This window comes from Ruegeria sp. K5, from assembly GCF_056531805.1.
In genome coordinates, this window is the sequence record NZ_JBQFML010000003.1 from 257485 (window position 1) to 269655 (window position 12171).

General features: G+C 58.5%; 9 protein-coding genes and 1 tRNA gene. 3 read left to right on the forward strand and 7 right to left on the reverse strand.

Translation table 11 applies throughout. From position 1 onward, the window contains the following. Positions 1–4: 4 nt before the first annotated feature. Positions 5–1348, reverse strand: coding sequence for a Na(+)-translocating NADH-quinone reductase subunit A (locus tag ACR0MO_RS12375; protein ID WP_480891508.1), 1344 nt, complete (start codon positions 1346–1348; stop codon positions 5–7). Positions 1349–1646: 298 nt separating this feature from the next. Between ACR0MO_RS12375 and ACR0MO_RS12380 the strand changes: the two genes are divergently transcribed. After that, entirely contained in the window at positions 1647–2762 is a 1116-nt protein-coding gene (locus ACR0MO_RS12380) for a THUMP domain-containing class I SAM-dependent RNA methyltransferase (protein ID WP_480891511.1), read from the forward strand. 113 nt (positions 2763–2875) lie between these two features. Beyond that, a tRNA-Pro gene (locus ACR0MO_RS12385) sits at positions 2876–2952 on the forward strand. Between the two features lie 248 nt (positions 2953–3200). Here ACR0MO_RS12385 and glf read toward each other — a convergent pair. From glf to ACR0MO_RS12400, 3 genes are all read right to left on the reverse strand, one after another. Beyond that, the gene (gene glf / locus ACR0MO_RS12390) at positions 3201–4370 is read right to left on the reverse strand and encodes a UDP-galactopyranose mutase (protein ID WP_480891514.1); all 1170 of its coding nucleotides are present in this window, start codon (positions 4368–4370) and stop codon (positions 3201–3203) included. Between the two features lie 122 nt (positions 4371–4492). Beyond that, positions 4493–5374, reverse strand: a complete 882-nt coding sequence (locus ACR0MO_RS12395) for a hypothetical protein (protein ID WP_170622247.1) — start codon at positions 5372–5374, stop codon at positions 4493–4495. Next, complete coding sequence (locus ACR0MO_RS12400; protein WP_170453922.1) at positions 5371–6171, reverse strand: glycosyltransferase family 25 protein; 801 nt, start codon at positions 6169–6171, stop codon at positions 5371–5373. The genes ACR0MO_RS12395 and ACR0MO_RS12400 overlap by 4 nt, the downstream gene beginning before the upstream one ends. Before the next feature lie 594 nt (positions 6172–6765). Here ACR0MO_RS12400 and ACR0MO_RS12405 point away from each other — a divergent pair. Then, the gene (locus ACR0MO_RS12405; RefSeq protein WP_170453923.1) at positions 6766–8550 is read left to right on the forward strand and encodes an ABC transporter ATP-binding protein; all 1785 of its coding nucleotides are present in this window, start codon (positions 6766–6768) and stop codon (positions 8548–8550) included. A 57-nt stretch (positions 8551–8607) separates the two neighbouring features. On the opposite strand, the gene ACR0MO_RS12410 is transcribed toward ACR0MO_RS12405, so the two are convergent. The 3 genes from ACR0MO_RS12410 to ACR0MO_RS12420 are packed head-to-tail and all read right to left on the reverse strand — an operon-like array spanning position 8608 to position 12168. Next, positions 8608–10551 carry a vWA domain-containing protein gene (locus ACR0MO_RS12410; protein ID WP_480873692.1) on the reverse strand — a complete coding sequence of 648 codons (1944 nt, stop codon included), beginning with the start codon at positions 10549–10551 and terminating at the stop codon, positions 8608–8610. A 10-nt stretch (positions 10552–10561) separates the two neighbouring features. Next, positions 10562–11899: a protein kinase domain-containing protein gene (locus ACR0MO_RS12415; RefSeq protein WP_480891517.1), complete on the reverse strand. Its 1338-nt coding sequence runs from the start codon at positions 11897–11899 to the stop codon at positions 10562–10564. An 8-nt stretch (positions 11900–11907) separates the two neighbouring features. Continuing rightward, entirely contained in the window at positions 11908–12168 is a 261-nt protein-coding gene (locus ACR0MO_RS12420; RefSeq protein ID WP_170453926.1) for a hypothetical protein, read from the reverse strand. Positions 12169–12171 lie beyond the last annotated feature (3 nt).

Below are 12171 nucleotides of genomic sequence, written 5' to 3' on the forward strand. Positions count from 1 at the left end.
TGGCTCAGCCCTCCTTTTCAATCTTGGTCAGGCAGTCGCGCAGCGCCAGCCCGTATTCATATTTCGCCGGACAGGCAAAGCCGACAAGGCCCAGATCCTCTTCGTCCAGCTCCAAAGCACCCAGCGCCTGAGCGGTGTCGGTGTCCATCACCAGCAGCGCGCGCAGCAGCTGTGTCGGCAGGTAGTCCTGCGGCATCAACTGCTCGAACGTGCCGGTCGGAACCATTGCGCGGCGTCCGCCATTCAGGTTCGAGGTCAGCGGAAACAGCTTCTTGGCAAGGGCAGAGCCCAGAACCGGCTGCACCGCGAATTTCGACGGCATCGGAAGGATCCAGCCCAGCGTGTGCTGGTCGTGATCTTCGCGAATGATCGAGATCTGGCGGGCAAAGCGCCCCAGATAAGCGGTCGGTCCATCGGCCTGCGTTCCCGACAGGATCGAGCCCGAGATGATCCGGGGCGTGCCGTCGACATTGACCTCGTCCCGGGTCAGGTCGTCGGTCGAGGCGCCCATGACGGTACGGATCAGGCGCGGCTGACGCGCGCCGGGGCCGCTGATCGCGATGACGATATTTGGGTCCAGATGACCGGTTTGCACCAGACGACCGATGGCGATCACGTCCTGATAGCCGATCGTCCAGACCTGTTTGTCACCTGCCAGAGGTTCCAGGAAGTGGATATGCGTACCAGCCAGACCTGCCGGGTGCGGGCCCGCGAAGGCGGCGGCTTCAACACCGGGCACATCCGCACCGGGAACGCTGTCGCCGTCCTTGTGGCAGAGATACGTCTTGCCCTCGGTCAGTTTTGCGATGGCCCCAAGACCCGCAGCGAAGGCCTCCCCCGCATCCGCAATAATCACAGCGGCATCTGCGGCCAGAGGTTCGGAATCCATCGCCGTCACGAAAATCGCAGCGGGTTTGGTTCCGGGTTCGGGCATTTTCGAATAGGGCCGTGTGCGGAACGCGGTCCACAGACCGGCGGCACACAGCTTTTCGGTCACACCTTCGGCACTGTCGGCATTGCCAACCCCCGAGAAATCGACGCCCGCATCATTGGGGTCCGATACCTCGATCACCACACTTTGCAGCACGCGGCGCGCACCGCGATTGATGGCCACGACCTTGCCGGTCAACGGGGCCACCATCATCGCATCGGGCGCATCCTTGTGACAGAACAAGGGCGTGCCACGTTGAACCGCATCCCCTTCCTGCACCAGCATGCGTGGTTTGAGCCCCAGATAATCTGCGCCCAACGCCGCTACGGTTTTGAATTCCGGCCCCGGATGGATTTTCTGTTCAGGCGCACCCTGAACCGGCAATTCCATCCCCTTCTTCAGTTTGAAAGTTTGCATGTCGCTACTGTCTTCCAAGCCTCTTTACCTGCGCCGACCATCTCTGCCATCGGGTCATGGCCCGAGATAGCGCGAATTGTCTCATCCAAGGGAGGGCAAAAGCGCCATTTCCCTGCCAAAATCCGCTGGCGTTCTTTCGATCACGGACCCTTTACGCGCGCCTGTCGCGAAACGCAAACCTGTTACCGCCGAAAATGCGGAAACCCTATCACTTTCTGTGTGAACAGGCACAATGGCAGCAATCTAGCATAAAAAAAACCGTGTCGCGCCCGGTTTCTATCCGGTGTAAGCAACGGAAATGACAACATCTGACCAGTTCGAGATCTTTTTGGCGGCGACCCCGGGCCTCGAGGCGCCGCTCTGTGACGAAGCCGTTCAGAACGGATTCGCAAACGCTCATCGCGTGGCCGGCGGCGTCAGTTGCCGGGGCGACTGGTCCGAGGTCTGGCGCGCCAATCTGTGCCTGCGCGGGGCAAACAAGGTTCTGGTCCGGATCGGCAGTTTCCCCGCTGTTCATCTGGCACAACTGGACAAACGCGCCCGCAAATTTCCATGGGCCACATTCCTGCGCCCCGACATCCCCGTGAAGGTCGAGGCCACCAGTCGCAAGTCGCGCATCTATCATGCCGGGGCCGCGCGCCAACGCGTGGAACGCGCCATTTCGGAAACGCTGGGCACGCCGATTTCATCCGAGGCAGACCTGCGCGTCATGCTGCGCATCGACAAAGACGTCTGCACCCTGTCGCTGGATACCTCGGGCGAGCCCTTGCACAAACGTGGCCACAAACCCGCCATCGCCAAAGCGCCGATGCGCGAGACCATGGCCGCCATGTTCCTGCGCAATTGCGGCTATGACGGCTCCGAACCGGTGCTGGACCCCATGTGCGGCTCGGGTACTTTCGTGATCGAAGCCGCCGAGATTGCCCTTGGCCTGCAACCCGGCCGCTCGCGCCGGTTTGCGTTTGAAGACCTGGCTTGCTTTGACGCAGAAGCGTTTGACGCGCTGCGCGTAACCGGGCCGGAGGTACAGACGTCCATCAGGTTCTACGGCTCGGACCGGAATGCAGGCGCCATCGAAGCCGCCGCCGCAAACGCGGATCAGGCCGGTGTTTCGGACGTGGCCCAATTTACCCAACGCGCGGTCAGCGACATAAAACCACCCGAAGGCCCCGCCGGGCTGGTCATCGTCAACCCGCCTTACGGAGCCCGCATCGGCGATGAAAAACGCCTCAGATCGCTTTACGGCAGCCTCGGCAAGACCCTGCTGACGCGCTTCTCGGGCTGGCGCGTCGGGATCGTAACCAGCAATCCTTCTCTCGCCCGATCCACCCGCTTGCCTGATTTGTCCGCCGGGCCAGTGGTCGATCACGGCGGCACGAAAATCAAACTCTACCAATCCGGCCCGCTGCCCTAAAGGTCCGCATAGCTGCGTTCATCCCGCGCGCCTGCCTATTCCAGTTGCCCGCGAGATATAGAAATATCCCTCTTGCACATCCCAAACACCGGGTATAGACCCGCCGCCACGGTCGGAGTGTAGCTCAGCCTGGTAGAGCACTGTCTTCGGGAGGCAGGGGTCGGAGGTTCGAATCCTCTCACTCCGACCAAACCAAAGTTGTCCCGTAATTACGCAATCATTTTGCTTGCAGAGCTGCCGTTGCGTGTTTCGGTGGTGCTTGAGTCCTATGCTCCTTGTCCACCAGCCCCCTTCGCAAGTGGTCCGCCGTGAACCGGCAACCATAAGAAAGTTCGGTGCCTACTGCCTTGACGCAGTAGCTCGAGCGCAGTGCAAGATGTTTCGACAGCTTTGCGGACGCAGCCGAAGCCTTATTTTTGTGCTTTGTAAAACGGACGTTTAGAGCGGCGCAACAAAGAACGCAGGGGCTTTCTCGCCTTTGCTAAGACTCGCCTCAAATGCGCGGGCGGTGTCGAGGGCTTCGCGGATTGTCACGTCCATATCGAGGTAGCGATAGGTTCCCAACCGGCCTACGAACGTCACTCCGTCCGTTGAACGAGCAAGATCAACGTAGGATCCGAGCAACTCCTTTTCCTTCACCTGACGGATTGGGTAATAAGGCGTGTCACCGGGTTCTGCCAATCGAGAGAACTCGCGATAGCAGACCGAGCTTTCATGCTGTTCCCATGGGGCAAAATGCTTGTGCTCGGTTATACGGGTATAGGGCACGTCCTCGTCGCCATAATTCATGACAGCGCATCCCTGATAATCCCCATCATAGTCAAACCGCTCGAAATCAAGCGTGCGATAGCCAAGGCGTCCCAACTGGTAGTCGAAATACCCGTCAAGCGGCCCCGAATAGAACACATGATCGTAGTCTGCGCTCATATCCTTGGTGAAATGGGTGTTCAGATGCACAGTGATCCCGGGATGATCCAGAATGGCCCCGATCATCGCGCTATAGCCGTTTTCCGGCATCCCCTGAAAGCGATGAAAGAAATAATTGTCGTCGTAGTTAAACCGGACCGGCAGTCTTTTCAGGATGGATGCCGGCAATTCCGACGGATGAAGGCCCCATTGCTTCTTCGTGTAACCCTTGAAAAACGCTTCGTACAAATCCTTGCCGACAAAGCGCAGGGCCTGTTCCTCGAATGTCTGGGGGTCGTCGATACTGGTGTCTGCCTGCTCTTGCGTGATGAAAGCTTCAGCCTCATCCGGGCGCAGGGTTTTGCCGAAGAACTGGTTGATCGTGTGTAAGTTGATCGGCAGCGAGAATACGCCCCGTTTGCCGTCCGCGTCGCGCGACGTGGTTTTGACGCGGTTCTTGTAAGGCAGGAAGGTCTCGAACCGGTTTACGTAATCCCACACCTCGGCGTCGTCTGTGTGAAAGATATGGGGCCCGTAGACATGCAGCAGCACACCGGTTTTTTCATCGCGGGCCGTGTGGCAATTTCCGCCAATGTGATCCCGCGAGTCGACGACGGTGATGTCATGGCCCGCCTCTGCCAGGTGCCGACCGATTACAGCGCCGGACAAGCCCGCGCCCACCATCAAGTATTTTCCAGACATTCCCGGCCTTCTCGGTTTCTGTTGGCGGTATGTGTCGATATTTGATTGCAGAATATCTTGCAACCAGAGTCTTGTTGGGCCCCTTCCACCGATGCACTCTGCCCTCGCATTGCTGTTCCCGCTCAGGTCTTTTTGGAAATTGTCGTCATATCCAACGGTTTGCTCAGCTGTCGCCGCGCGATTTTGAATATCCCGGCGCGGGCCTCGCTGGCGCTGCGAAAACGCGGCAGAACCGACATCCAGCCCCGGCACATGCGCCAGCCCACCTGTACCCGGCCCGAGATTGGCTGACCGCCCTGCAATATCCCGGCAAAGACAATCGGGACCGTGCGGCGAGACAGATCGAACATCTCTTTCAAGACCGCCTCTTCCTCTTCCGAGCTCAGGTTGCCCGTCTCAGCCATCACCGCCTTCAGGTTCTTGCCTATGGGTCGGGTATGATGCATCGCAATCCCGTCCAGAATGGCAGTGCGATATGCTCCGGCCTCGTCCCAGCGGCACCAGATATAGTCCAGCCCATAGCCGCTCATCGTGCCGCGGAACAGAGGCAGGGCCTTCCTGAGAACATCCCGGTGCAGGCAGGGGGCCATGATCTCGATGTAGTTGGTGTATCGCAGCACAAATCCGGGGCATTGGCTGAATACGAAATGCGAGAAGTAGCTTTCGGGGCTGAGCGAGGGCTGCGCGATCCTCAGACCATGCGTGTTCATCGCATCAAACAGCGCGTTCACATCCTGCGCGCTGATGTCCAGATCGTCATCGGGCAGCCAATAGAAATCATACGCATCCAAATCCCGGTCTGACAGGGTTGCGAACAGCCCGTCCCACTTCCCGCCCTTGATCAGAACCGCCTCGACCCCAGGCTCTGGCTGGAACGCCGCAAAAGCCTCGTCCGAGAAATAACTGATCAGAAGGTCATAGTTCCGGTCTTCATAGGGAATCTCCTTCCAACGGGTATGGAGGGAATTGCCGCCCGCACGGACGACGACAAGGTTCTTTTTCATATACGATTCCGAAGCGTGTTGTCCGTGCGCAGCAAGGGGCCCAGCCCTTCGATCATCTCTGGCTTCAGGGGATGGCTGAGCCGCCCGTAGGTGTACTTGATCTGGTACAACAGGTTCCGCACGAACCGGCCGATGGACGACTCGCTTTTCTTGCTGGTGCGGCAGGCTTCAATGTTGCTGTCGAACACCCCACGCTCGGCCACCATCTGCTCTGCCAGGGTCAGGATCGGGACTTTGTGTTCCCAATAAAACTTGAGATCGATGTCCACAGGCCGCGCAAACGGCGCGTGTACCCGAAGCAATTGTGCCGCAGCACGGCGACCCAGAATATAACCCGTGGTTCTGGGCGGCAGACAATCCGACAGGACAAGGTTCTGATCCGCAAAGGGTTTCAGTATCTGATTATTTCGGCCTGAAACGCCATCCAGTTTGATCATGACATCTTCAAAGCATTCGGAGCATTTTGACAATGCACTCAGAAAGGCCGTCGGGTCCTGCACAAAAGTCGCATCGTCCTCCAGCACCAGAACAACGTGATCCTCGGACTCGGCTATAGCTTGCCAGATTTGCCGATGTCCAAGCGCACAGGCCACTTCGTTTGCGCTGAGGGGACGTTTGAACTTGCTACGGTTCATGTCCGCGTCATAGTAACGACCCAGGTCGGTTTCGTTCAGCTGATCACCGGCAAGGGCGTCCGAAAATTCGTACTGCAAACCCAGGCGCGCAAGTTCGTCTTCGCAGGAGCGTCGCCGGTCTACGTCTTTTGGCAGACTAAGAATTACGGCTTTGATCGACACTTGCTTTCACCTAATCAAATTTGCCGGGGTTCTAAGGGCCATACATGACATTCACAAGCGTTAAAACTGCACCTGCATGCGCCGTTGGGTGCGCTGAGCCCAATGGCGGTTTTCCGCTGAACAACAAGCCCGGCGTAAATATTCAGAAGCCCGTCCCCCAAAGATGTACCGCGATAGGCCAATGTCAGGCTATCACACTGAAACTGCTTATTCAAATTTCGAATTACGCTTGGTGAGATGCAAAAATACTTTCGCTGAACGGAGGCTTAGTCAGACCGCCCCACATAGCGTCCGGCAACGGCTTTACCTTGTAATATTGGGTGATCGGCGTGACCGATAAGACACATAATACCGGATGACCAACTGATCCCTTGCGCATTCATATGCTGCGCATACGGGGTAAACGGCAATGTCCCGACCTCTTGCAACTCTGCTCGATCATTCCTAGCTGAGCATCCCTACGCGGCGAATATTGCCGTCATACGCTCGTCCATCGAAAACGGTCACTCTGTCACGTGATACAATCTGCCCTTTAGGCAGAAATGATTATAGGTTATCTGAGCGAGCGCATGGTTTCATGATCTGGAGAATGCAATGATTAAGCGCGCCTGGAATGAATGGCGATCCGGCTATATGGGCCGCCTGATGGGCGAAAGTTTGCGGGCTCAGGGCTGGATGTACGCTGTCGCAATTGTTGCGATGATCATCGTGGCAGCCACCACTGCCGGGTCGGCCTATATGATGGAATACATCGTAGATGCCATGACCAGCCCCGAGATGCGCGAATGGGCCCCATTGATTGCGCTTGGCGTCATCGGGTTGTTCCTGGCCAAGGCGGTGGCTTCGTTCGTGCAGGCGGTTTACCTTGCGCGGGCGGGGAACCGGATTGTCGCGTCGCAACAGCAAAAAGTGTACCGGAAATTGATCCGGCATGGCGTTGGTTTCTTTGGCAAGAATGAATCCTCCGGACTTCTGATGCGAACGACAAATGGCGCGCAGGCCGCCCGTAAACTGATCGACGTTCTGGTGACCGGCTTCATTCGCGATGCCCTTACGTTGTTGGGGCTGGTTATCGTCATGGTCTATCAGCAACCGCTGTTGTCCGTCATGTTCCTGATCGTGGGCCCCGTTGCCTTGTTGGGTGTCCGGTACCTTCTGAAAAGTGTCCGGACGATTATGAAGGCCGAATTCAAATCGATGGCCGAGATCATCCGCGTACTTCAGGAAACCTCTGCCGGGATCCGGGTCATCAAGGTGCTTTCGCTGGAAGATCGCATGACCGAGCGGATGGATACCGCCGTTCGGAAAGTTGAAAAACGCGCCAATGACATTGCCCGTCTACAGGCCATTGCAAGCCCGCTGATGGAATTCCTCGCGGGCTTGGCGATTGCAGGCATCCTGATTGTCAGCACCCTTGGCATTGCCGGAACCGAGCAGCCCACCGCCGGCCAGCTGATGTCCTTCATCACCGCCTTGCTGATGGCCTATGAACCCGCAAAGCGACTGTCGAAAATGCGCGTCCAGATCGAGGCAGCCATGGTCGGCGTAGGCCTCCTGTTCGGCCTGCTTGACCAGAAGGATACCATGATCGAAAGCCCAGACGCCGAGGATTTGCCTGACGGGCCAGGTGAGATCGCGCTAAAGAACGTGAAGTTTGGCTACCAGGGCTCGATCTCGGTGATCGACGACATGAATGTGACCTTCGAAGCCCGCAAGACCACGGCTCTGGTCGGTCAGTCCGGCGGCGGGAAATCCACGATTTTCGGTCTTATCATGCGCTTCTATGACCCGCAGGAGGGTACCGTGGAGATCGACGGCCACGATGTGCGCCTCGCAAGCTTCGACTCTCTGCGCAAGAAGATCTCCTATGTGGGCCAGGACACGTTCCTGTTCTCGACCACCGTCATGCAAAACCTGCGCTTCGCGGCGCCGGATGCGACAGATGAGGAGATCTATGACGCCGCCCGCGCCGCCTATGCGCATGACTTCATCTCGGAACTGCCGGATGGCTACGACACGATGGTGGGTGAGAACGGTGCATTCCTGTCTGGCGGTCAAAAACAGCGATTGGCAATTGCCCGCGCCATCCTGCGCAAAGCGGAAATTCTACTTCTGGACGAGGCGACCAGCGCACTTGATGCCGAATCCGAAAACCTTGTGCGCGAAGCGTTGGATTCCCTGACCAAAGACATGACCGTGATCGTCATTGCGCACCGTCTGTCGACGGTTCTGGAGGCGGACAAGATCATGGTGGTTCAGGATGGCTCGGTTGTCGAACAGGGCAATCTGGACGAGCTGATGGCCCGCGAAGGCAGCTTCCGCAAGCTGTTTGACCAGCAGTTCAAGAAGGGCAACGAAAAAGCGGCGATTGCCGGGTGAGTATCCGGGCCTCGGTCTGTTCCCGAGGCCCGGAACACTAACGCTGGTCGCAGGGCACTAGGGCAGATCGTCCAGCAACATCGGATAAAGCAGATTGCCCGCCTGTGGCCCGGCTCCCAGATAATCGACCCATTGATCCGTCGACTCATTATAGCGGCGATAACGTTCGATCTTGTCGTATAGACCGTTCACGATGGTCTGCTGTTCCGAGATCGGCAGGCGCACCCAGTCATCCTCGGTAATTGCCATGATCTGCGATTTGTAGGGCAGATCCGCTAGATATTCGTCCAGCGCCACCGCCTCGGCCAGGCTGGGATCGGACTGGCGCGACACCTGATCGGGTCGGCGGCTCATATCCGCGGCCACACCCAGAACCTGCGTAAAGAACTGATCGGGGTTCACCACGTTGCGCTCGGCCTGATCCACGATGATACGCAGGGCCTCTTCCAGATTGCTCAGATCGGCCTTGGAGATCAGCAGCCGGATCGACAGCGGTTTCAGGCCCGTGCGGTCAAAATCACGGTCGGCCACGTAAGCCTCGAACAGATCGGGCGCTTTCGCGCCCTCGGTCCGGCCCAGATAAGCCAGTTGCATGGTGCGGCTGGCGGTGTTCAGACCGCTGAACAGCCCGCCTTCACTTTCGTCGATGATCGCGTCCTCGTTCAGCAGCTCATCGCCACCGCTGCGCCGATAGGATGACGCCTGCTGCGCCACGAACTGTCCCAGCTGACGGGCGGTGTCCTTGTAGATGGCCGGATCGCCGTTTTCGATCGGGAAATACAACGGCGCGGAGTTCGGGAAAGCGGTCAGTTGCTTATAGGCTGCCTCGGCCGAGGGGTGATCTTTTGCCCCGCGCTCGGTCCGCAAGTGCATGACCGCCATGGCCCCGCCAATGCGTTCACGGATCAGCCGGTTCAGGCTTTCCGCGCTGAGGCCGGTGGACGAGTATTCGTCATCGAACTCACGAGGCCCGGCATCGGTGACCAGCACGATAAACCGGCTGCCGAACTCACCCCAGTCCATATCCTGCAACGCATGTTCGATGCCACGATAGCTGTCTTCGCGGAAGTTCTTGCTGCTGGATTCGGCCTCCTGCATCTGGTCGATACCGGCCAGAAAATTCTCGACATTCAGGCCCTGTTCCAGATCGACAAAGGTTTTGACGTCATACCCCAGCCCCGGAGCCGCCTGCAGGCTGTCGCGATAGCCCACAAGCCCAAAGCTAAGCGCATTAGCCGCGTCCGAGGATGCCGCCTGACGATATACTTCCTGCAGCGCATCCCGTGTGGCGCGGATATAGGGCTCCATCGAAATTGTTGTATCGACGACAAACACCACCGCTGTTTTCAGATCACCCGTCGCGTCGGGGCTGGTCACGTCCGGCAGGTTCGGCGCGTTGGCGCTGGCCACGGCAACCTGCAACAGATTGACGAAGGGGCCGATATCGAACACCGCCTCTTCGGTGGACAAGATCGGCATGACATAGAGGTTCTGCCGCTGGTCAATCGTCTCACGCGGGCCAAGGGCGATCACGGTTTCCGACGGCGTGCCGCCCTGTTCCGCCGCCAGTGCCTCATCCCGGGCATCCTTGGCCAACCCGGCTGGATTTTCGCTTTCGATGATGTCGTAGATCGGATCGATGTCGTTGAAGAACAGAACCCGCCCCACATTGTCGCTGCCTTCCAGCGTCGCGACGATGTTCTGGTTCCAGTCAACTGTCGCCGTCTGCGGCACCCACATCAGATCGTCACCCTGATCGGTCGCGCCAATCTGCATCCAATCGCCGTCCCGTTCGTAAACAAAGAACACCTGCAAAGGCGACAGGGCGGTGGCGGTTTCTTCACTATCGGGCTCAACCCGCGCGTCGATGCGTTCGCGGATCAGCACCCGTTGGAACAGGCTGGTTTTGCCCTCGATCGGCAGCGGCGATTTCGATTGCGCCAGCACCGGCCCGGCCAGCATCAAGGCAGTTGCAAGAAGGGCTATCCGTTTCAACATCATATCCGTCTCCTCACTCGCCCAAGCGGTTCAGGGCGTCGCGTGCAGGGTCCGAGCCCAGATCAGCCGCACGCTGATAATAGCGCCGCGCCGCAGAAGGGTCGGGGCGCGGGAAGGGTGAAGTCACTGTGCTATGGGTCTTGGGATCGTACATCTCGGCGATCAGGATATTGGCGTCAGCCCTGTCCTGCTGCGGCAGTTCCTGATCATTGCTGATCGCGATCAACGCCCCAAGCGCGGCATCCAGATTCTGTGACCCGCCCGCGGCCAATAGGTCTCGGGCCGCGGTCAGAGGGTTGTCGGCAGCAACCGCATCCTGAGCGATGCCCACAGATTCGTTGACTTCAGCCGAGGGGCCACCTGCGCCGTTCAGAACATACCACGTGCCGCCTACAATCACGGCCAATCCAACAACAGCAGCCGCAATAAGGGGCAGTTTGCTGCTGCCCGACGCCTCGGGGGTTGCGGCGGGTTGTTTTTCAGGTGCCGCACCAGCCGAGGCGGATTTCTTGGCCCCGCCACTCAGCGCCTTGCGGAACAGGCCGGGCAAATCGGTGGGGCGGTCCTTGGGGTTGGCTTTCAACAACTGCTCCAACGCCCATTTCAGGCCCGGCTCGACCTTGGGATCGGTGATCTTTACGTCCGTCTTGCGATCTTCGACGGCGGCAAACCCCTTACCTTCACCCGGCAGTTTCAGCCCCGATGTCCGCATCAGGACCAGCCCCAGCGCATAGGCGTCGGTGGCGGCTGAGACCTCATTGCCAAACAGGCCCAATTGCTCGGGCGCGCAATAGCGCAGCTTGCCGGCAAAACTGTCGCCGATAATCGACTTGTCCGTACCCACACTGTCCGAGGCGAGACCGAAATCGATGAACTTGGCCTGATTGATATCCTCGTGCGAGATCATGACGTTGTCCGGGGCCACGTCACGATGCACGATGCCCAGCTTGTGAATGGCCTCAAGCCCCTGCGACAGGCGCAAACCCAGTTTCAGAACATCGTCCGAGGACAGCCGCGCGCCCTTCTTCAGGTAGTGCGCCAAAGGGTGACCCGGCACAAACTCCATCACCAGAAACAGACGGCCATCCTTGTCCAGCATCGAGGTTTCGAACCGCACAACCGCATCGCTGCGTACGGTGCGCAGCAGGTTCGCCTCACGCCGGAACAGGTCGACCGCTTTTTTGTTTCTGGCAAAGCTGGGCGTCATGACCTTGATCGCCACCTCATGCCCGCTGGCCCGGTTCAACCCGCGAAAGGTGGCCCCCATGCCGCCTTCGCCCAGCAGGGACTTGATCTCGTAGGTGTCCTGCAGAACGCTGCCGGGTTTCAGGCCAAGTACCGAATGTTCCATGGTCGTCCTTACCTCCGGTTTTTCAGGCTGATGGCGCTGTGTTTGCTAAAGGTGCGGATATCCATGATCTGAAAGCAGATGCCCGCAAACACCAGCGAGGATGTGATCCCGAACACCACGGTCAGAAACGCCGCGATAATGGTCGTTGTATCCGGTCCCAAAGGCGACAGGCGCAGCATGTTCACCGCGATAAAACAGAAAAAAACGATGGATATGCCGGTGGTGATCCAGACCAGCACTTCAAGCGATTTGTTCAATACATCCCGCATTCT

Bases quoted from the DNA above. Each gene is read 5' to 3' on its own strand.
- ACR0MO_RS12375 (WP_480891508.1), bottom strand. From the start codon at position 1,348: ATGCAAACTTTCAAACTGAAGAAGGGGATGGAATTGCCGGTTCAGGGT.
- ACR0MO_RS12380 (WP_480891511.1), top strand. From the start codon at position 1,647: ATGACAACATCTGACCAGTTCGAGATCTTTTTGGCGGCGACCCCGGGC.
- glf (WP_480891514.1), bottom strand. From the start codon at position 4,370: ATGTCTGGAAAATACTTGATGGTGGGCGCGGGCTTGTCCGGCGCTGTA.
- ACR0MO_RS12395 (WP_170622247.1), bottom strand. From the start codon at position 5,374: ATGAAAAAGAACCTTGTCGTCGTCCGTGCGGGCGGCAATTCCCTCCAT.
- ACR0MO_RS12405 (WP_170453923.1), top strand. From the start codon at position 6,766: ATGATTAAGCGCGCCTGGAATGAATGGCGATCCGGCTATATGGGCCGC.
- ACR0MO_RS12410 (WP_480873692.1), bottom strand. From the start codon at position 10,551: ATGATGTTGAAACGGATAGCCCTTCTTGCAACTGCCTTGATGCTGGCC.
- ACR0MO_RS12415 (WP_480891517.1), bottom strand. From the start codon at position 11,899: ATGGAACATTCGGTACTTGGCCTGAAACCCGGCAGCGTTCTGCAGGAC.
- ACR0MO_RS12420 (WP_170453926.1), bottom strand. From the start codon at position 12,168: ATGCGGGATGTATTGAACAAATCGCTTGAAGTGCTGGTCTGGATCACC.